Origin of the sequence: Nonomuraea maheshkhaliensis, from assembly GCF_039529435.1 — a bacterium.
In the GTDB taxonomy this organism is placed as follows: Bacteria; Actinomycetota; Actinomycetes; order Streptosporangiales; family Streptosporangiaceae; genus Nonomuraea; species Nonomuraea maheshkhaliensis.
Window position 1 is genome coordinate 1 of the sequence record NZ_BAAAMU010000116.1, and the last position, 18646, is coordinate 18646.

Consider the following 18646-nt stretch of genomic DNA (forward strand, 5'->3'; position numbering starts at 1 on the left):
GAGCGCCGCCCGCAGGGTGGGCGGCACGGGGCTGTGGGGCGCCTGGCCCCCCGCCGGCTTCACCGGCAACCGCCAGGACGCCGCCGCAGCCCTGCGCGCGCTGTCGAGCCACCCCGCCGTCCGGCCCGAGGCTGTCGGCGTCGTCGGTCACAGCGAGGGCGCGACCCACGCCATGGCGCTCGCCGCGCACCACGGGGCGCGTGCCGCGGTGCTGCTGGCGGGCTACGCGCGATCGGGTGAGGACGCCCTGCGCGGGCAGGCGCGCTCGGTCGCCCAGACCCTGCCCGCCCCCTTGCGAGCGCTGCTGCCCGCCCTGGCCGGCCGCCTGATCGCCCGGATCAAGAAGACCCGTACGGACGTGGCCCGCGTCGCCGGGGCCCCGGTCAACGCCCGGTGGATGCGTGAGCTGTTCGTCCACGACACCCGCGCCGACCTCGCCGCCATCCGCGTGCCCGTCCTGGCCGTCACCGGCGACAAGGACATCCAGGTCGACCCCGACGATCTGGACGTGGTGCGCCGCCTGGTGCCGGGCCGTACGGAGATCCACCGCGTCCCCGACCTCACCCACCTCCTGCGTCGCGACCCCGGGCGCCCCACGCTCAGCTCCTACCGTCGCCTTCTGCGTGAGCCGGTCGACCCCGGCGTGCTCACCCTCGTGGCCGGCTGGCTGGCCCGCACCCTCGACGCCGCCCCGGCCCGGCGGCCCGGCACGGAACGGACGATCCCCTCCTGACCGCCGCATGCGCTGGGGCGGGGAGGGCGTTTAGAAGCGTGACACGGGGCACGGGCACACACCAGATCGTCGTAAGGAGATGGGATGCAGCCCCTAGAGAAGGCCACAGCGCTGGGAATGAGCTTCGTGAGCGGCGCGCTCGCGGTCGCGCTCGCCAAGCGGGTGTGGACGCTGGCCACCGGCCAGGACGAGGCCCCCGACGCCGAGGACCTCGATCGCGGCTGGACGGAGGTCCTCGTCGCGGCGGCCGTGCAGGGCGCGATCTTCGGCCTGGTCAGGGCCGCGGTGCAGCGTACGGGCGCCAGGGCCTTCCAGCGCCGGGGTCGGTAGAAAGCCTGGCCCGCCCCCCTTGTGCGTGTGACCCTGGAGTCATGGAGACCTTATTCGAGCACGCGGGCGGCCAGGACAAGCTGCACGAGTTCATCGAGATCTTCTACCGCAGCCTGCTGGCCGACCCGCTGCTCCAGCCGCTCTTCGGCACGGGCCGGGCCACCCACGTCGATCACCTGACCGCCTTCACGGCGGAGACCTTCGGCGGCCCCGACACCTTCTCCACTGAAATGGGCGGGTTCCCGCTGCTCATCCGCGCCCATCGGGGGCTGCGCATCACCGAGGAGCAGCGGCTGCGCTTCGTCGAGCTGTACATGGCCGCCGCCGACCGCGCGGGCCTGCCCGACGACGAGCCGTTCCGGGCCGCCCTGCGCTCGCACGTGGAGTTCGGCACCGAGGTGGCCAAGCAGAACTCCCACGCCGAGACCGACGATCAGCTCCATCCCCTGCGGGAGGTGCCGCTCTGGGACTGGGAGTGAAGGCGGTCAGGTCTGGCCGTCGGTGAGCCAGGCGGGACAGCTGTCGATGTCGTGGGTGACCGGCTCGGCCTCGACGGGCGCGTCGGGGGAGGCGTGCCTGATGTGCCGCTCCAGGGCGGCGACCTGCGGTCCGGTCGCGATGAACGTGAGTTGCCAGCCGGGCGCCTCGCGGCCGGGCGCCGCGTTCGGCACTTCGGCGATGTCGATCGACGTCGCCAGGCCGGAGAAGAGCATGCCGTGAGCCAGTTCCGCCGCCTGCTCGCGGCCTCCGATCGTGGTGCGGACCTCGAAGAATTCCGCCATGAGGTCGTCCTTAATGGGGGAGTGACGGCCTCACCTTACCCGCCGAACGTACTGTGAGCGGTCTTTCGCCGGGAAAGTCCACATACTGAGCATGGCGGGCGTGCACCCCTGGTCAGCACTCGTGCGCTCGCTCGCCGAGGGGGTCGAACGAGGCCGGTCGATGCTGCACAATGTGAACGGTCGATTACTCCGCGCGAATGTCCGGCGGCCGAAAGGGGACCCATGAACGCGGCCCGCATCGTCGCACTCGCCACGGCGGCGAGCACCCCCCTCCTGACCCCGATGCCCGCCACCCCGCTACCGGCCCCGATGTCGGCCACTCCGTCACTGGCCCCGATGTCCGCGCCCGCCACAGAACTGCTGGCCACGGTGTCCGCGCCGGCCGCCGCGCTGACGTGTGCCGTCTCGACGCCGGCCGGGCGGCCGGTGACCTTCGCTCCCAAGGTCGGGCTGACCCCGCGGCGGGTGACGGCGCGGGCCAACCTGGAGCTCACCGGGTGCTCCTCGCCCGACGGCTCGGCCGCGTTCCTGCGCTCGGGCTGGGCCGTGGTGAAGGCCGGGGCGCACGCGTCCTGCACCAGCGCCCGTCAGGTGCGGGGCCGGGCGGTGATCACCTGGTTCGGCGCCGACGGCCGTCCCGTCGGCACCTCCAGGCTGCGCGTACGCGCCGACCGCCTCGTGGCCCAGCGCCCGGCCGACACCCTGCTGACCGGCGACGTCGCGGCGGGGTGGCTCGTGGGCGAACGCGTCCAGGGCGGCATCTCACCCGCCACCGCCCTGCTCGGCTGCGCCACCCGAGGCATGTCGGCCCTCCAGGGCGACGGCCGCATCACCTTCGGCTGACCCCCGGCCACACCGGTTCGCGACCTCACGTCGGTGGGTCCGGCCGCACCGGTGGGGCACCTCCGGCCGGCCGGGATCAGGCCACGTGGCCGGTCAGCCGAAGGCGATCTGTTCTTCGGCGTAGTCGAGGAGGCGTTCGGCGGTGGTGAAGCGGCGTTCGTTCTGGTCGTCGAGCAGGACACCCACGACCTTGCGCCCGTTGCGCTCCCCGGCGAACAGCAGGCAGTGCCCCGCCGCGTTCGTGTAGCCGGTCTTCACGCCCAGCACCCCGTCCGCCCGTGACAGCAGCTTGTTGGTGTTGGTCCAGGTGTGCTTCCTGTGCACCTTCGTCTTGCTCACCTTGTGCGTCTTGCTGCCCACGACCGCCGTGAACGTGCTGTCGGCCAGCGCGTGCTGCGCCAGCTTGGCCTGGTCGAGGGCCGTGGAGTAGCCGCCGTTGGCCGGGGTCGGCATGCCGTCCGCGTTCGTGTAGCGGGTGTTCGTCAGGCCGAGCGAGCGGGCGGTGCGGTTCATCTTGGCGATGAACGCCTCCTTGCCGGGGCCGTAGTGCCGGGCCAGGGCGTTGGCCGCGTCGGCGCCCGAGGGGAGCATGAGCGCGTACAGCAGGTCGTTGACCGTGAACCGCTCGCCCTTCCTCAGTCCCGCCGTGGCGGCGCCGCCGCGGGCGGCGTACTTGACGTCGGTCGCGCTGATCGTGATCGTGTCGCTCAGCCGTGCCTCGCGCAGCACGACGTACGCCGTCATGACCTTGACCAGGCTGGCCACCGGGACCCGCTTCGTCTCCCGCCGGCCGAAGTGGACCGTTCCGGCGGAATCGATGACGTACGCCTCCTTGGCGCCCACCTTGGGGGCCTCCGCGGCCATGGCGGGAGCGGATACCCCCACAACCACGGCGACCACCGCAGAACTGATCAAACCCGCAATACGCATGCCCAATATGGTGACAGGAGATCGAGGCTTCGTTTGCTCAACACGTCCATGCGGCGGCATCAGATGGGGGTAAATCTCTGATAGATCCGATATGGCGGGGGGAGGCCACCATGGCAGGAAGATTCATCATCAGTAGGGATGAGCAGGGCGGATACCGGTTCGCGTTGATCGCGAACAACGGGCAGACGCTGGCGGTGGGGGAGGGCTTCCCGAGCAAGGTGGCATGCGTGAACGGCATAGAAACCGTCCGCAGGAACGCTCCCGGCGCCCCCATCGAGGACCCGAACGGCCAGGAGATCGAGAGCGCCTAGCGAGAGTGCCGCCCGGCGGGAAGCTCCGTTACGGTGCGATCATGGCGAATTTCGTACTGGTCCCGGGCGCGCGGCTCGGGGCGTGGGCGTGGGACGACGTGGTGCCCCGTCTGCGCGCGGCGGGCCACGGCGCCCACCCGCTGACGCTGTCCGGCCTCGCCGACAAGCGGGGGGTGCCGGCCGGGCAGCGGACGCACGTCCAGGACATCGTGGACGAGGTCGTACGCCACGATCTGCGTGACGTCGTCCTGGTGGGCCACAGCTACGCGGGCATCCCCGTCGGCCAGGCCGCGGAGCGGATCGGTGACCGGCTCGCCCACGTGGTCTTCGTCGACTCCAGCGTCCCGGCCGACGGAGAGGCGTTCGTCTCCGCCTGGCCGGACGGCGGGGCGGAGATGCGGGCCGTGCTCGCCGGGAACGGCGGATTCTGGCCGCCCGCGCCCGCGGCCCACTTCGACGGCCACGGCCTCACCGATGAGCAGATCGCGCGGATCGTGGCCGGCTCGACCCCGCACCCGGGCGCCACGCTGACCGAGCCGGCCGTGCTGACCCGGCCACTCGGCGAACTTCCCGCGACGTACGTCCTGTGCCTGCTCGCCGACGCGGAGCCCGCCGACGACGTGGCCAAGCTGCTGGCCGGCGAGCGTTGGCGGCTGGTCGAGATGGACACCGGCCACTGGCCGATGTTCTCCCGGCCCCGCGAACTGGCGCGGATCCTGCTCGAAGCGGCCGGGGACTGACTACAGGCCGGCTCCTTCGCCGGCCGGATCAGGAGGCGAGGGCCTGGTCCTCGGCGGCACGGCGGCGGCGCCGGCGCCGGACCGTGAGCCAGGCGACGAGCGCGATCACAGCCACCGCCGCGACCGCGGCCGTCATCGGTGAGCGGGCGGCCAGTTCCAGCCAGCCCCACACGAGCGCCGTGAGGCCGAACCACCAGATGGGCGCCCAGGTCAGGCAGCCCAGCGCGCTGGCGACCACGTACCAGGGATAGGAGACGCGCAGCGCCCCCGCGACCCAGGGCAGCGTGTGGCGCAGCATGGGCACCCAGAAGCAGCCGTAGACGGCGAGCGCGCCCCAGCGCTCGACGACGCGCTCGATCTTGGCGATGCGGTCGCGGCCGAGCCTGACGCCGACGCGCGAGTCGTAGAGCTTCTCGCCCAGCCTGCGGCCGACCCAGTAGTAGACCTGGAACGCGCCGAACAGGGCGAGGATCAGGATGGCGCCCACGAGCCAGTAGGGCATCCCCAGGAAGAACGGCTCCGTCGGAGCGGGGACGGCGATCATCGCGCGCCACATGGCCGGCCCACCACCCCTCCACGATCCTTAGGTCAGGCTTACCTTATTTCAGCGAGGCATCCGGTGCCACACCGGGTTGCAAGCCTTCCGCAAAGGGTGCAACCGACCGACAACCAGGACTCAACCACCCGGCCCCACTCTAAGGGTGAGTAAAAGGGGTGTTGACGATGCCGACCAGAAGCGCAGCCGTCCTGGCCAGTGGAACCACGAACGCCGCCAAGCTGTTCATCGCGGCCCTCGCCTTCACCAGCGCGTACGTCGGCTTCTCCGCCTACAGCAGCGCCGGCTCCGCGGCCGTGTCGTCCGGCCCCGCCACCACGATCACCCTGGCGGCCCGCGAGGTGCCCGTCACCGAGGAGATCACCACCGCCCCCGTGGCGGGCGAGGTCACGGTGAACACCCTGGCCGACGGGCAGGCCGGCTGCGTCAAGTCGTACGTGGCCCGCAGCCTGCTCATCAACCCCGACCCCACCCAGGGCGTCTCCTACCGCTGGCGGCTGACCCGCTGGAGCCCGGCCACCAAGACCTGGCGCACCTACCTGTCCGACCACGACGGCACCGCCGCCGCCGAGGAGACCGTCCAGTGGCGGCTCCGGGTCACCGGCAACCCGGGCTGGTACCGCGTCGAGCTGAAGGTCCAGGGCGCCGAGCCGATCAAGAGCGACCGCTTCCAGGTGACCTGCTGACCGGCCGCCCGACCACGTTCCCTGATGATCTCCTGACCGGCCGCCCGGCCGGTCAGGAGCGGCCGTTGCCCAGGGAGCTGCTGACCGACTGCCTGGCCGCCTCCACCCAGCGCGGCACGCCCACCCGTTCCGCCACCTCCAGCGCCTTCTCGTAGTGCTCGCGGGCCGCGTCCGGCTGGCCGAGCCGGATGGCCAGGTCGCCGAGGGTCAGCGCCACCGGCCACAGCGCCACCACGCCGGTGCCGGCGCCCGCCACCCGGTCGGCGAACGGCTTGAGCTTGTCGTAGCAGTCGACCATGCGCTCGCGGTCGTCGAGCAGCATGCCGGCCAGCGCCCGCCAGGTCATGGCCAGCTCGTAGAGGAAGTCGGGCCGCACCGGCGGCCTGGTGGCGGCCACGGCCTTGGCGTCGTTGACGTGGCCGGCCGAGGCCAGGGCCAGCGCGTAGGCGTCGAGGGTCCACTTGGCGCCCTGCTGGTGCTTCTCTGCCAGCAGGTCGACCGTCTCGGCGGCCCGCCCGGCCACCAGGTGCAGGCAGAACGTGGTGATCAGCGGGAGGTCCTGGCGGCCCTCCAGCATGCCCGCCCGCGCGGTCATCCTGGCCGCCTCCCGGTAGGCCCGCTCGGCGCCTTCGTAGTCGCCGCTGATCATGAGCCGCTGGCCGGTGTACCAGACGACCACCGCAGCGGGCGCCGAGAGGTCGTATTGCCTGGCCAGGCGGTCGGCGGCGGCCGCGTGCTCGTCGGCCACGGCGAACTCGCCGCGGGCCGCCGCGCACTCCAGCAGCACCAGGTGGGCCAGCGCCTGGGTGGCCATCTGCCCGGAGCGCTGGGCCACCTCCAGCAGCTCCCTGCCGATGCTCTCGCGCGTGTCGACGGCCGGGATGTCGTACGACTGCCGCAGCCGCCCGCTCAGCGCCGCCGCGATCAGCGTGGGGTCGCCGCTCTGCCGGGCCAGCTCCAGCGCCTCCAGCGACGCCTGGCGTCCCCGCTCGGGCGAGGAGGAGCCTTCGAGCTCCAGCGCCAGCGTGGTCAGCAGGCTCGCCCGCAGCCGCTGCTCACCCTCGGGCAGCTCCATGAGCGCCTTCTCGGTGACGTCCACGATCTCCCAGGCGGTGCGGGTGAAGTCGCGGGCCATGCCCTTGTGCGGCACGGCCAGCGACGCCGCCACCTTCGCGGTGATCTCCAGGTCGCCCAGCGGCAGCGCGGCGTCCATGGCCTGGCGGCGCAGCAGCCGGGCCGCCGTCATGTCGCCGCACAGGGCCAGCGCCCTGATCTGGCGCAGCATGAGCCGCAGCCGCTCCTTGGCCCGCTCAGGACGCTGCTCGCCGCTCTGCTCGTCCTTCCTGGACTCGTCGCCGCGCGAGCGGTCGAACGCGGCGATGGCCTGCTCCCACAGGCTGGCCGCCTCGCGGTGGGCGAAGCGCCGCTCGGCCTGCTCGGCCGCCAGCCCCGCGTAGTGGACGGCCTTGTCGGCCGCGTCGGCCAGGAAGTAGTGGTGGGCCAGCGCCGCCACGTCGGACGGCGTGCGCTGCTCGATGACCGCCCCCACCTCGGCGTGCAGCCTGGTGCGGCGCAGCCGGGAGGCGTCGGAGTAGATCGTGTCGCGGACGAGGTCGTGGTCGAAGCGCAGCAGCCCGGGGCCCGGCTCGGTGACCAGCCCGGCCAGCAGCGCCGCCTCGACGGCCTCGATCACCGAGTCCTCGTCGACCGCCACCGCCACCAGCACGTCGAGGTCGACGTCGCGCCCGATCACCGCCGCCTGCAGCAGGATCTGCTGGGCGCCGGCGGGCAGCCGCGAGATGCGCCGCCGCAGCACGTCGCGCACGCCCGAGGGCACCCGCGAGAGCACCTCGGTGGCGCTGGCCCGGTCGGCCGCGCCCTCGGAGTCGAGCAGGCGCACGGTCTCGCGGACGAAGAACGGGTTGCCGCCGGTGCGCTCGACGATCGACTCGACCGCGTCCTCGTCGATCTCGCGTACGCAGGTGGCCTTGACCAGCTCGGCCACGGCCTTCGGATCGAGCCCTGACAGGCCCACCCGCACGGGGCTCAGCCGGGCCAGGGCGGCAAGCACGTCGGACTGGCGGTCGTCGAGCTCGCTCTCCCTGCACGTCACCACGAGCAGCACCCTGCTGGTGGCCAGCAGGCTCGGCAGCGCGCGCAGCAGGGCCAGCGTCTGGTCGTCGGCCCAGTGGAGGTCTTCGAGCGTCAGCAGCACGGGCCCGCGCCGCGCCACCCCGGCCAAATAGCCGCCGACCGCGCGGTGCAGCCGGAACCCGCCGGACACCTCGTCCTCGTCGGGGTCGGGGGCGGCGTCGTCGAGCAGCGGCGCGAGCAACTGGGTGTATTCGCCCGCGCCCGTCATGCCGATGAGCGTGCGCAGGATCTCCACCCAGGCCCAGCCGGGCGGCGTGGCGCTGGAGTCGGGGCAGGCGCCGGAGGCGGTGGTCCAGCCGTCGGCGCCGAGCCTGCTCTCCAGCTGGCGCAGCAGCGTGGTCTTGCCCGCGCCCGCGACCCCGGTCACGATCGCGACCTGGAACCTGCCCGTGCGGGAGGCGGCGGTGGTCAGCCTGGCCACCTCGGCGTCCCGGCCGACGAACGGCTCGGGCTCCAGCGGCGGCGGCTCGACCGGCGCGGCGGGACGCGGCGGCCAGGTGTCGGTGACCGGCGCGGCCGGCCGCGCGGGGCGTGCGCTCGGGGCCAGCTCCAGCTCAGGCGCCTGGGCCAGGATGTCGGACTCCAGCTTGCGCAGCGCGGGGCCAGGGTCGATGCCGAGCTCGTCGGCCAGGATGTTTCTGGCCCGGCGCAGCGCGGCCAGCGCGTCGCCCTGACGGCCGCAGCGGTAGAGGGCGAGGGCCAGCAGCCGCCAGCCCTCCTCGCGCAGCGGATGCTCGGTGGTGAGCGCCTCCAGGTCGGGCACGGTCTCGGCGTGCAGGCCGAGCCGCAGGCCGGTGTCGGCGTGCCGCTCACGCGCGACCAGGCGCAGCTCGGTCAGCCGGTTGACCTCGGCCTCCGCCCACGCCTGGTCGGCGAAGTCGGAGTAGGGGGTGCCGCGCCACAGGCCCAGCGCCTTCTCCAGGCGGCCTCTGGCGGACTGCGGATCGCTCTCCTCGAGATGTTCGCCCGCGGCCCGTACGAGCTGCTCGAACCTGAGCGCGTCGACCTGTTCGGAGGCCACGCGCAGGGCGTAGCCGGACGCGACCGTCACCAGCAGGCGGTTGGGCCCTCCGCGCGGGCGGCCGGGCTCCAGCACCCGGCGCAGGCGGGAGATGTAGACCTGCAGACCCGACTGCGCGCCCTTGGCCGCGTCGTCGTCCCACAGATCGTAGAGAAGCGTGTCAACGGGCACGACCTGACCTCGGGCCACGAGAAGCCGGGCGAGGACGGCCCGCTGCCGCAACCCGCCGAGGTCGAGTTCGTCGTCGTGTTCGTACGCCTCGACTGGCCCCAGAACTCGGAACGCCACCATGTCAGCCGCCACGCTATGCGGGCCTACGAATCACGCACAAGGTCTTTGAGGGGTTTGGGATTGTCACTAGGTGGCCTTCGAGATCGCGGACGGGGGCTCCGCGCCGGCGTTCCGGCCGTTGCGCCTGCGCAGGAGCGCCCATGCGCCCAGTGCCAGGCCGCCGAACGGGATCTCGATAGTGTAAGTCCAGAAGCCGAAAAGCAGTGCGGTGGCTATGGCGGGAGTCGAGTCGACCCCGAACGCGATCAGCAGCGCGGCCACCCCGCTCTCCATGATGCCGGCGCCGCTGGGTGTGATCAAAGCGCTGGTCAGGACCCTCGACAGGGCGAAGACGGCGATCGACTCGGCAGGGCCCGGCCAGGCGCCGGTGGCCTGCATGCAGACGGCCATGATCGCCCACTGGAAGCCGAGGAAGAACACCATGCCGAGCGACAGGCCCGGCCATCTGGTCCTGACGATGCCGGCGGTGTCGGCGCGCAGCCGGTGGAAGGCCCCGGAGGCGTCGAGCTTGAGGCGCAGCAGCCGGGTGAGGCCGTCGAGGGCTCTGCCGAGCAGATCAGCGGCGCGCTGCCAGTAGAGGGACGCGGCCACGATCGCGCAGAGCACGAGGATGGAGACCGCGCCCGTCCAGCCCGCGTTGGCCACGGTCGGGTTGGCCGCCTTGCCCGCCATCAGCAGCGCGATGATGCCGACGGCCGGCAGGACGAACCTGAACAAGGTGTTCCAGATGCCGCTGACCAGCGTCATGACCACGATCGCCCGGTTGCCGAAGCCCCAGCCCCTGGTCATCGCGAACGACACCGCGACCCCCACCGCGCCGCCGAACGGCAGCAGGTTGCTCACCGCGCTGCCCGCCGCGTTGAGCGTGAGCCCTTGCAGGTTGTTGAGCCCCGGCAGGGAGTTGGTCAGCACGAACGTGTAGGCCAGCAGGCTCAGCAGCCAGACCGCGGCCATCAGCGCGACCTCGCCCCCGCCGAGCGCGGCGAAGACGGCTCCGACCTGCGCCCATGACACGTCCTTGCCGGTCAGCACGCGCACGATCTGCGGCAGGTAGACCATGAGCAGCACGGCCAGGCCGAGCGAGGCCGCCGACAGGAGGATCTGGAGCCATCTGTTCTTCATCGGGGTCCAGTCTGCCGGGTCGCGGCCGCGCGCACGTCAACCCTGAGTACTACTTCGGCCACCGGTCGAACGGATGACCGAGGCGGGCGCCGGGGGGCAGGTCGCGGCGGACGTACCACTCGGTGCCGAAGACGAAGCGGTAGATCGGGCGGGGGACCTTCAGCATCACGGCGAGCGTGCGGTCGCTGTCGCCGCCGCTGGCCTGGGAGGCGTGCGCGGCCATGGACGCCCGCTTCTGTTTCGTATATTTCCGGACATTGACCCGATGGGTGATCGTCTCACCCGGCGAGTACGCGCTCTCGAACGTCCGTACGTCGAACTCCGGCGGGAACCGGTAGAACCTGCCCGCCAGCTTCAGCAGCCGCACCAGCGGATCGCGGTTGACCGTCGCCTCCAGGACGATCTCCGTGCCGGCGATCTCGGCCGCCCGCTTGCCCACCCGGTGCACCTGCACGTGGTCGGGATGCCCGTAGCCGCCCGCAGGATCGTAGATCGCCAGCAGCTCGGCCCGCTCCTCGTGCAGGATCGCCGCCAGCGCCTTGGCGGCCGCCTCGGTGTCGGCGTCGATGAAGGCGTTGTCGGGCCGCTCGTCGGCGACGCCGCCCTTCGGGCTGAGCCCCGAGTCGCCGTAGCCGAGACACTCGACGCGGGCGCAGCCGAGCAGCGCGGCCGACTCGTACAGCTCCTTGAGCCTGGTCTCGCCCAGCTCGTCGCCCGGCTCCATCTCGGCCAGGCCGCGCTCGCCGGCCGTGGCCACCACGAGCACCACCCGATGCCCCTCGGCCGCGAGCATCGCCATGGTGCCCGCCGTCAGCAGGGCCTCGTCGTCGGGGTGAGCGTGGAAGAACACAGCGGTACGTGGAGGCACACGCCCAGATTAGTGTGGGAGGCGTGCGGATCTTTCACGTGAGCGACTGTTACCTGCCGCGACTCGGGGGGATCGAGGTCCAGGTGGCCGATCTCGTACGTATGCAGCGGCAGGCCGGGCACGAGGTCTCGGTGGCCACGGCGACCAGGGGAGAGCCGCTGCCCGGCGTGCGCAGGATCGTCGCGCGGATGCCGTTCGACCTGCCCGTGCATCCCTTCGGCGTGGGGCATCTCACGCGCTGGATCACCTCGGGGCGGCCCGAGGTGGTGCACGTGCACACCGGCGCGGTCTCGCCGTTCGCGTGGATGGGGGTGCGCGCGGCCTTTCGCGCGGGCGTGCCGTGCGTGGTGACCGTGCACAGCATGTGGGACCCGGTGACGCGGCTGCTCTACCGGCTGCTTCGGCTGGCCTTCGGCTGGCAGCGGTGGCGGCTGGTGGCCACCACGGTGAGCAACGCCGCCGCGGCCCCGATCCGCGCCGTCGCGGGCCCCGAGGTGCCGGTGCGGGTCGTCTCCAACGGCCTCGACCTGTCGGGCTGGGCGCCGGTTTCCGTGGGATGGGACGGCGGGGCTCCGTCTCCCGGCGGGCCGGACGAACGGGCTTCTGGCGCGCGGGAGGAGGGGCGTGAGGTGCACATCGTCGCGGTGGGCCGGCTGGCGCCGCGCAAGCAGCCCGTACGCCTGCTGAGGCTCCTCCAGGCGGCCCGTGCCCGCGTGCCGGGCGGGATCCCGATGCGGGCCACGATCGTCGGCGACGGGCCGGCCCGGGGCCAGATGGAGCGCTTCCTGACCCGCCACGGCATGTCCGGCTGGGTCTCGCTGCCCGGCCGCTACACCCGCGAGCAGATTCTCAAGCTGCTGGGCTCGGCCGACGTGTTCGTGGCGCCCGCGCCGCGCGAGTCGTTCGGGATCGCGGCGCTCGAAGCGAGGGCCGCGGGCGTCCCCGTGGTGGCCAGGGCGCAGAGCGGGGTCGCCGACTTCGTCAAGGACGGCACCGAGGGGCTGCTCGGGCGCACGCTCGGCGACCTGGCACGGGCGGTGGCGCGGTTGTGCGCGGACGCGCGGCTGCGCGCCTCGATCGCCGCGCACAACAGGAGCACGCCCCCGGCCGCGGGCTCGTGGCCGGCCGTGCTGGCGGGATTCGACGCGGCGTACGAGAAGGCCCGCGCCGAACGCCCGCACCACGGCCCGGCGTAAACCCGCCCCGGGCATGGAGAAGGGCAGCCGCGCGAGGAGCGCGAGGGCGCTCACTCGCGTGCGGTGGCCCTGGGTCCGTGGGCGGAAGACGGGCGGCGCTCACCCCCGTGCGCGCCGCGGAACGTCTCACCCCGCCACGGCCGGCGTCATCGCGGAGATGACGCCGGACCCGACGCGGCCGCCGCCGCGGTCCTGCCCCCCACAGGCCCTGACGGCGACCGCGAGCCCACTCAGGAGCAGGCCGCGGTGATCTTGCTGGTGAAGCCGTTGACCTTGCCGCTGAACTCGGTGATGCTGCTCAGGTCGCCGCCCTTGATGGAGCCGAAGCCGTCCGCGAGGTCGTTGAGCGCGGCGGCGACTTCGCCGTCGTACTTGCCCGCGAGCTCCTTGGTCTTCGTCTCCGCGGTCTTCGAGGCGGACTCGACGGCGTCCGCGTTGGCGGCGTCCTTGGTGACCGCGGAGCTCCACTCGGTCGCGATCTTGGCCGCGTCGTTGGCGGCGGTGTTGCAGTCAACGGCCTGGCCGATCGCACCACAGGCGGTGGTGAGCACGGCAAGAGTCAGCGTCGCGCCCGCGACGGCGAGGCGACGACGAGGGGGTGTCATTTTCTGTGCCCTTCGTAGGTTGAGCTAACGAAGGGAACATTATGGGTCCTCCCTTGACGGTCACTTGCACCCCACTAACACCAAGGACATCAACTCGGTGTAAAGCCATGCAGCAGGACCTGCACGATCTCCTCCGGTTCGGGCAGCGGAAGATCCAGGAGCCCCCGGTAGGTCACGAAGCCGGCGAACATGTCGGTGAGCATCCACAGATCCGCGTTCGGGGGGAGTTCGCCGCGTTCGATCGCGCGCTCGTACACGACCCATGAGCGCTCCATCCGGCTGCGCATGCTGGTGCGGATGAGCTCGGCGACCGCGGGGTCCCGGCCGGCCTCGCCGTACACCTGCCTGGCCGTGCGCGACAGGCCGGGCAGGCGCCACAGGGCGAGCGTGTCGGAGATGACCACGCGCAGGTCGCCCTCCAGTGAGCCGGTGTCGGGGATGGCGACGTGCGTGTTCATCAGGCCCGCGATGGCTTCGAGCAGCATGTCGCGTTTGGTGGCGTAGCGGCGGAACACGCTCGCCCGGCCCACGCCTGCCGCCGCCGCGACGTCGTCCATGGTGAAGTCGAAGCCGTGGGTCAGCACGAGCCCGGACGCGGCCTGCCTGATCCGGGTGTCGACCGTGGGGTCGGGCTTGCGACCGCGCGCAGACATTGTGATACTCCTAGTATCTGATATTGAGAGTCTCATTAATCAGGGGTTGCTATGAGGGTAATCATCATCGGCGCGGGCGTCGCGGGGCTCGCCCTGGCGCGCGGCCTGCTGAACGCGGGACACGAGGCCGAGGTGTACGAGGAGGCCCCCGAGCCGCGTACGGCCGGCGGCTCCGTCACGCTCTGGCCCGGCAGCACGGCCATCCTGGAGCGGCTCAAGGTCGACTGCTCGGGCGTGGGCCGCCGCCTGGAGACCCTGGAGTCGTGGGCCTCCGGCGGGAGGCGGCTGCTCACCCTCGACCTCACCGTGGCCGAGCGCCGCTACGGCTACCCCGTCGTGCACGTGGCCCGCCACGAGCTGGTCGAGCTGCTCGCCGACGGCATCCCGGTGACCTACGGGGCGCGGGCCGAGCACGTGACGCCCGAGCGGGCCGAGGCCCGCCTGTCCGACGGCCGCACGGTGCGCGGCGACGTGCTCGTGGGCGCCGACGGCCGCCGTTCCGTGGTGCGCGCCGCCCTGTGGGGGGAGGACTCCGCCACGCTGAGCCCGTTCGTCACCTGGCAGGGGTTCACCACCATGCCCACCGCGCTCACCGAGCTGCGCAGGGCGGTGATGATCGCGGGCGGCGCGGGGCTGTGCGGGCTGATCCCGGCGGGGAGGGGGCGGCTGCTGTGGTGGTTCGACGTACGGGCGGCGCCCGGCGGGCCGTTCTGGGCAGGCGACGAGGAGGTGGTGCCGCGGCTGCGCGAACGCTTCGGCGGCTGGGCCGAGCCGGTGCCCGGCATCCTGGCCACGCTCACGGACGTCGACTTCTTCCCGCACCACCGGCAGCCGATCCGCGACGTCTGGGGCAAAGGTCCGACGACCCTGGCCGGTGATTCCGCCCACACCATGCCCCCGACCATGGCCCAGGGCGCCAACCAGGCCCTTGAGGACGCGTGGGTGCTCAGCGGGTCGATCGGGGATCTGCGGGCGTACGAGAAGGCCAGGTCAAGGGTGGTGCGCAGGCCCGCGAGGCTGGCCGGGACCGAGCTCACCGACATGCAGCGGCCGTTCGCGGGGCTGCTGCCCGACGGGCTCATGAGCGGCGTGTACGCGAGGCTGCTGCGCCGCTACAGCAACTACCTCTTGACAGCCCCCTGAGGCCGCCCGACTATGACGCATATAGAGCAACTCGGTGCGTAATACGCAACTAGGGGTGTCGGTTGACCACCACGTCGAGCTTGATCTCCACGCTGCCAGGACGCTCCTACACCGACCCCGCGATCTTCGCGGACGAGCAGGCCAGGATCTTCGAAGATCTCTGGTTCTGCGCGGTCAGGGCCGACGACCTGCCCAAGCCGGGCGCGTTCAAGACCGTGCAGGTCGGCAGGGAGAACGTGATCGTGGTACGCGGGCGCGACCAGCGCTTACGTGCCTTCCTCAACGTCTGCCGGCACCGCGGCGCGCGGTTGTGCGCCGAGGAGGCGGGCGAGGTCAAGCGGACGATCAGGTGCGCCTACCACGCCTGGTCCTACGACCTCGACGGCCGCCTGGCCGCCGCGCCCAACCTGGCCAAGATGCCCGACATCGACCGCGTCCAGTACGGCCTGTCACCCGTCCACCTGCGCGAATGGCTCGGGTACGCGTGGGTCTGCCTGGCCGCCGAGCCGCCCTCGTTCGAGGACGAGGTCATGTACGCCGCCACCGAACGCCTCGGCGACCCCGCCGCCATCGAGCGCTACCACGTCGAGGAGCTCGCGCTCGGCCGCCGCATCGTCTACGACGTCAAGGCCAACTGGAAGCTCCTCGTCGAGAACTTCATGGAGTGCTACCACTGCGCCACCATCCACCCCGAGTTGACCGCCGTGCTGCCCGAGTTCGCCGGCGGCTTCGCGGCGCAGTACTACGTCGGCCACGGCGCGGAGTTCGCCGCGCGGGCCGAGGGGTTCACCGTGGACGGCAGCCCGGGGTTCGGCAAGCTGCCCGACGTCGCCGAGGAGCAGGACCGGCGCTACTACGCGATCACCGTCAAGCCGCAGGTGTTCGTCAACCTGGTGCCCGACCACGTGATCCTGCACCGCATGATCCCCATGGCCGTGGACAGGACCGTGGTGGAGTGCGACTGGCTCTACCACCCGGACGTGATCGCCTCGGGGGCCGACCTGTCGCTGTCGGTCGAGCTGTTCCACCGGGTCAACGCGCAGGACTTCGACGCCTGTGAACGCACCCAGCCGGGCATGTCGTCACGGGCGTACGAGGAGGGCGGGGTCCTGGTGCCCAGCGAGCACCACATCTCGCTCTTCCATCAATGGGTGAACCAGCGTTTGCGCGGATAGCGCACGGTGAGACCGCCGTATTTCGCCCGCCCGGTGATCACCACCCGCAAGGCGCCGGGCCGTGGCCTGCTCGGCACGGCGGAGGTGTTGGTGCTGCCCCAGTCGCTCCTGAAGCCGTCGACGTCCACCACGCCGCCCTCCGGCAGGATGATCTTGCCGGAGCCGTAGGTGAGGTCGAGCTCGATCTCCACGACGGGATGGGCGATGACGGCCTCGGAAAGGTCGAGCTCGACGCTGCCGTATTTCGACGACACCCGCAGCCGGCGTGGGACGTTCCAGTCGCCGGAACGCTTGAGGTTGCCGTTCTTCGACTCCAGCTCGACCACGTCGCCGGTCGCGGGCTGCTCGCTGGGCAGATCGTCGATCAGGCCCAGCAAGTCCGCGTACGTCTTCGCCGACAGCGCGATCTCCAGCCGGTCTTCGAGCTCCATCTGATTGAGGCGACCTTCGGTGAACGCGCGCTGCAACTGCTGTGCGGTGCGCTCCCGGTCCTCGTCGGACACTCTCATCTGCAATTCCGACATGTCCCGAGCATAAGGTCGAGCGGCTCAGAAGGGGAGCCGTCGCCCTGAAGGGGTGCGGAGGTCGAGGGAGGGATAGGGGTTACGGACCGGACGGGGGCGGCGAACGAGCTGGACTCTCTTCACACCACATTAGGTACCCCAATGGATTGCCGGGAATTCATCAACCTTGGGTAGCGTGGTTGGTGATGTCGGCGAAACCGTTCGCGCACCCGGCACTCCTCTACCGGGGCGCACCCGAATACGTGGCCGCCACCACGGCTTTCGTCCGCGAAGGGCTGGCCGAGGGCGAGCCCGTGGCGGTCGCCGTGCCCGCCGCCAATCTCGCCCTGATCGAGACGGCGCTCGGGGCGGATGCGGGCCGGGTGCTGCTGCTCGACATGACGGAGGCCGGGCGCAACCCGGGGCGGATCATCCCCGGCGTCCTGCGCGAGTTCGCCGACCGGCATCCCGGCCGGCACGTGCGCATCATCGGCGAGCCGATCTGGCCGGGCCGCAGCGCGGCCGAATATCCGGCCTGCGCCCAGCACGAGGCGCTGATCAACCTGGCGTTCAGCGGCCGGCGGGCCACCATCCTGTGCCCGTACGACCTCGACGGCCTCACCTCCGACGTGCTCGAAGAGGCGGCGCGCACCCATCCGGTGCTGCGTGACGCCTCCCGCGAATGGGACAGCGCCGACTACGCGCCCGAGCTGGTGATCGAGGGGCACAACCGGCCGCTCGACGAACCCGAGGCGTTCGTGTCGCTGCGCTTCGACAACGGCAACCTGTCGGCGGCGCGGAGCCTGGCCGCCCGCGAGGCCGCCGCGATGGGCTTCGGCGCCGACCGCCTCGACGACATCCGGCTGACGGTGGCCGAGCTGGGCGCCAACAGCCTCGACCACGGCGGCGGCGCGGGCACGCTGCGAGTGTGGGCCGAGGACGGGCGGCTGGTGTGCGAGGTCAGCGACGCGGGCCACATCACCGACCCGCTCGCGGGCCGCGAACCGGTCGATCCGCGCACCGCGGGCTCGCGCGGCCTGCTCATCGTCAACCTGCTCAGCGATCTCGTACGCGTGCACACCAGGGCCGGCGCCACCACGGTCCGCGTCTACTTCGACCCCGCCCGCCCCTGCCCGTAAGCGTCCCGGCGCGCATCGAGGCCGTCTGCCCGTAAGCGCCCGGCGCGCACCCCGGCCGTCGGACGGGTCGGGGCCGCCGCCCCCACCCTGAGGGGGCAGGCCCTACTCGGGGTCACGTCCGCGCAGGTCAGCCGCCGGTCCCAGGGCTTGCTCCGACCAAGGTATTAAGGGAACCTTCAGGGCCGCTTCGGGCCCATCTCCGATGTTCGCAAAAGCCGCGTTCCGCGAGCGTAAAAGGCATGAAGGGATTGCTCGTCACGGGATTCGCGGCCATCGGCGCGGGAAGCGGCGCCATGCTCACCTTGCACGCGGGATCGAACCTGGACCCGCTGCACAGCGTGATCAGCGAGTACGTCTGGCAGTCGGCCGGCTGGCTGCTGCCCGCCTCGCTCACCCTGTTCGCCGTGGGCTCGGCGCTGATCGCCGAGGCGCTGCGCCGGTCCGGGGCGAGCGGCTGGATCGTGGCCCTGTTGCTGCTGTGGGGGGCGAGCATGTTCCTGGTCGGCGCCTTCCCCACCGACAGGCCGGGCGTGCCGCTGTCGCTGTCGGGCGGCATCCACCGCTACGCCGCGTTCGCCGCCTTCCTGGTGATGCCGGCGGCGGGGATGCTGCTGGCCAGGGCGAAGATCCCGTACGCGAAGGCGCTGCGGATCCTCAGCGCGCTGGCCCTGGGCGCCCTGCTGCTGGTCGTGGTCCCGTACGTGGTGCGCATGTTCGGCATCCCGCTGAGCAACGACGACATCCCCGCCGGGCTCACCCAGCGGGTCGTGGTCGTCACCGAGCTCGGCGTGCTGGCGCTGGCCGGGCTGTCGCTGCTCAGGCCGCGGGCCCGGCGCGAGGTCGCGCCCGCACTGGCCTGACGATC

At 72.0% G+C, this 18646-nt stretch carries 21 protein-coding genes; 12 read left to right on the forward strand and 9 right to left on the reverse strand.

Going from position 1 to position 18646, the window contains the following annotated elements; all coding sequences use genetic code 11:
* The 3 genes from ABFX54_RS44740 to ABFX54_RS44750 all read left to right on the forward strand — a co-directional run.
* A partial coding sequence (locus tag ABFX54_RS44740; RefSeq protein WP_346113077.1) for a serine aminopeptidase domain-containing protein occupies nt 1–733 on the forward strand: 733 nt, incomplete at its 5' end.
* 84 nt (nt 734–817) lie between these two features.
* Nucleotides 818–1063: a DUF4235 domain-containing protein gene (locus ABFX54_RS44745; protein WP_346113078.1), complete on the forward strand. Its 246-nt coding sequence runs from the start codon at nt 818–820 to the stop codon at nt 1061–1063.
* Between the two features lie 41 nt (nt 1064–1104).
* Nucleotides 1105–1542: a group II truncated hemoglobin gene (locus ABFX54_RS44750; RefSeq protein ID WP_346113079.1), complete on the forward strand. Its 438-nt coding sequence runs from the start codon at nt 1105–1107 to the stop codon at nt 1540–1542.
* A 6-nt stretch (nt 1543–1548) separates the two neighbouring features.
* On the opposite strand, the gene ABFX54_RS44755 is transcribed toward ABFX54_RS44750, so the two are convergent.
* Nucleotides 1549–1845 carry a hypothetical protein gene (locus ABFX54_RS44755; RefSeq protein WP_346113080.1) on the reverse strand — a complete coding sequence of 99 codons (297 nt, stop codon included), beginning with the start codon at nt 1843–1845 and terminating at the stop codon, nt 1549–1551.
* A 222-nt stretch (nt 1846–2067) separates the two neighbouring features.
* Here ABFX54_RS44755 and ABFX54_RS44760 point away from each other — a divergent pair, with 222 nt between their 5' ends.
* Nucleotides 2068–2688: a hypothetical protein gene (locus ABFX54_RS44760; RefSeq protein WP_346113081.1), complete on the forward strand. Its 621-nt coding sequence runs from the start codon at nt 2068–2070 to the stop codon at nt 2686–2688.
* Between the two features lie 93 nt (nt 2689–2781).
* On the opposite strand, the gene ABFX54_RS44765 is transcribed toward ABFX54_RS44760, so the two are convergent.
* Nucleotides 2782–3552: a D-alanyl-D-alanine carboxypeptidase family protein gene (locus ABFX54_RS44765; protein WP_346113083.1), complete on the reverse strand. Its 771-nt coding sequence runs from the start codon at nt 3550–3552 to the stop codon at nt 2782–2784.
* 176 nt (nt 3553–3728) lie between these two features.
* Between ABFX54_RS44765 and ABFX54_RS44770 the strand changes: the two genes are divergently transcribed.
* A complete protein-coding gene (locus tag ABFX54_RS44770; RefSeq protein ID WP_346113084.1) occupies nt 3729–3929 on the forward strand; it encodes a YegP family protein in 201 nt (66 codons plus the stop codon).
* 41 nt (nt 3930–3970) lie between these two features.
* Nucleotides 3971–4669 carry an alpha/beta fold hydrolase gene (locus ABFX54_RS44775; RefSeq protein WP_346113085.1) on the forward strand — a complete coding sequence of 233 codons (699 nt, stop codon included), beginning with the start codon at nt 3971–3973 and terminating at the stop codon, nt 4667–4669.
* 28 nt (nt 4670–4697) lie between these two features.
* Here ABFX54_RS44775 and ABFX54_RS44780 read toward each other — a convergent pair whose 3' ends face one another.
* Nucleotides 4698–5225, reverse strand: a complete 528-nt coding sequence (locus ABFX54_RS44780; protein ID WP_346113086.1) for a DedA family protein — start codon at nt 5223–5225, stop codon at nt 4698–4700.
* 167 nt (nt 5226–5392) lie between these two features.
* Between ABFX54_RS44780 and ABFX54_RS44785 the strand changes: the two genes are divergently transcribed.
* Nucleotides 5393–5911 (forward strand): hypothetical protein, encoded by a 519-nt coding sequence (locus ABFX54_RS44785; RefSeq protein WP_346113087.1) that lies wholly within the window; start codon nt 5393–5395, stop codon nt 5909–5911.
* A 52-nt stretch (nt 5912–5963) separates the two neighbouring features.
* On the opposite strand, the gene ABFX54_RS44790 is transcribed toward ABFX54_RS44785, so the two are convergent.
* From ABFX54_RS44790 to ABFX54_RS44800, 3 genes are read right to left on the reverse strand one after another with little or no spacing between them, the layout of a single operon-like run.
* Nucleotides 5964–9389, reverse strand: a complete 3426-nt coding sequence (locus ABFX54_RS44790; RefSeq protein ID WP_346113088.1) for an ATP-binding protein — start codon at nt 9387–9389, stop codon at nt 5964–5966.
* A gap of 54 nt (nt 9390–9443) precedes the next feature.
* A complete protein-coding gene (locus ABFX54_RS44795) occupies nt 9444–10499 on the reverse strand; it encodes a lysylphosphatidylglycerol synthase domain-containing protein (RefSeq protein WP_346113090.1) in 1056 nt (351 codons plus the stop codon).
* A gap of 49 nt (nt 10500–10548) precedes the next feature.
* Nucleotides 10549–11367 carry a PIG-L deacetylase family protein gene (locus ABFX54_RS44800; RefSeq protein WP_346113091.1) on the reverse strand — a complete coding sequence of 273 codons (819 nt, stop codon included), beginning with the start codon at nt 11365–11367 and terminating at the stop codon, nt 10549–10551.
* 23 nt (nt 11368–11390) lie between these two features.
* On the opposite strand from ABFX54_RS44800, the gene ABFX54_RS44805 reads away from it, so the two are divergent.
* The gene (locus ABFX54_RS44805) at nt 11391–12563 is read left to right on the forward strand and encodes a glycosyltransferase (RefSeq protein WP_346113092.1); all 1173 of its coding nucleotides are present in this window, start codon (nt 11391–11393) and stop codon (nt 12561–12563) included.
* 230 nt (nt 12564–12793) lie between these two features.
* Here ABFX54_RS44805 and ABFX54_RS44810 read toward each other — a convergent pair whose 3' ends face one another.
* Together ABFX54_RS44810 and ABFX54_RS44815 are read right to left on the reverse strand one after the other, a co-directional pair.
* Nucleotides 12794–13168, reverse strand: a complete 375-nt coding sequence (locus ABFX54_RS44810; RefSeq protein ID WP_346113093.1) for a hypothetical protein — start codon at nt 13166–13168, stop codon at nt 12794–12796.
* Nucleotides 13169–13257: 89 nt separating this feature from the next.
* Nucleotides 13258–13821, reverse strand: coding sequence for a TetR-like C-terminal domain-containing protein (locus tag ABFX54_RS44815; RefSeq protein ID WP_346113094.1), 564 nt, complete (start codon nt 13819–13821; stop codon nt 13258–13260).
* Nucleotides 13822–13872: 51 nt separating this feature from the next.
* On the opposite strand from ABFX54_RS44815, the gene ABFX54_RS44820 reads away from it, so the two are divergent.
* Nucleotides 13873–14964, forward strand: a complete 1092-nt coding sequence (locus ABFX54_RS44820) for an FAD-dependent oxidoreductase (protein WP_346113095.1) — start codon at nt 13873–13875, stop codon at nt 14962–14964.
* Between the two features lie 62 nt (nt 14965–15026).
* Nucleotides 15027–16139 carry an aromatic ring-hydroxylating oxygenase subunit alpha gene (locus tag ABFX54_RS44825; protein ID WP_346113096.1) on the forward strand — a complete coding sequence of 371 codons (1113 nt, stop codon included), beginning with the start codon at nt 15027–15029 and terminating at the stop codon, nt 16137–16139.
* Here the strand turns inward: ABFX54_RS44825 and ABFX54_RS44830 are convergent.
* Nucleotides 16109–16663 carry a DUF1707 SHOCT-like domain-containing protein gene (locus ABFX54_RS44830; RefSeq protein ID WP_346113097.1) on the reverse strand — a complete coding sequence of 185 codons (555 nt, stop codon included), beginning with the start codon at nt 16661–16663 and terminating at the stop codon, nt 16109–16111. The two genes, ABFX54_RS44825 and ABFX54_RS44830, sit on opposite strands and share 31 nt — an antisense overlap.
* A gap of 185 nt (nt 16664–16848) precedes the next feature.
* Here ABFX54_RS44830 and ABFX54_RS44835 point away from each other — a divergent pair, with 185 nt between their 5' ends.
* The gene (locus tag ABFX54_RS44835) at nt 16849–17781 is read left to right on the forward strand and encodes an anti-sigma factor RsbA family regulatory protein (protein WP_346113098.1); all 933 of its coding nucleotides are present in this window, start codon (nt 16849–16851) and stop codon (nt 17779–17781) included.
* 239 nt (nt 17782–18020) lie between these two features.
* Nucleotides 18021–18641 carry a DUF998 domain-containing protein gene (locus ABFX54_RS44840; RefSeq protein WP_346113099.1) on the forward strand — a complete coding sequence of 207 codons (621 nt, stop codon included), beginning with the start codon at nt 18021–18023 and terminating at the stop codon, nt 18639–18641.
* Nucleotides 18642–18646 lie beyond the last annotated feature (5 nt).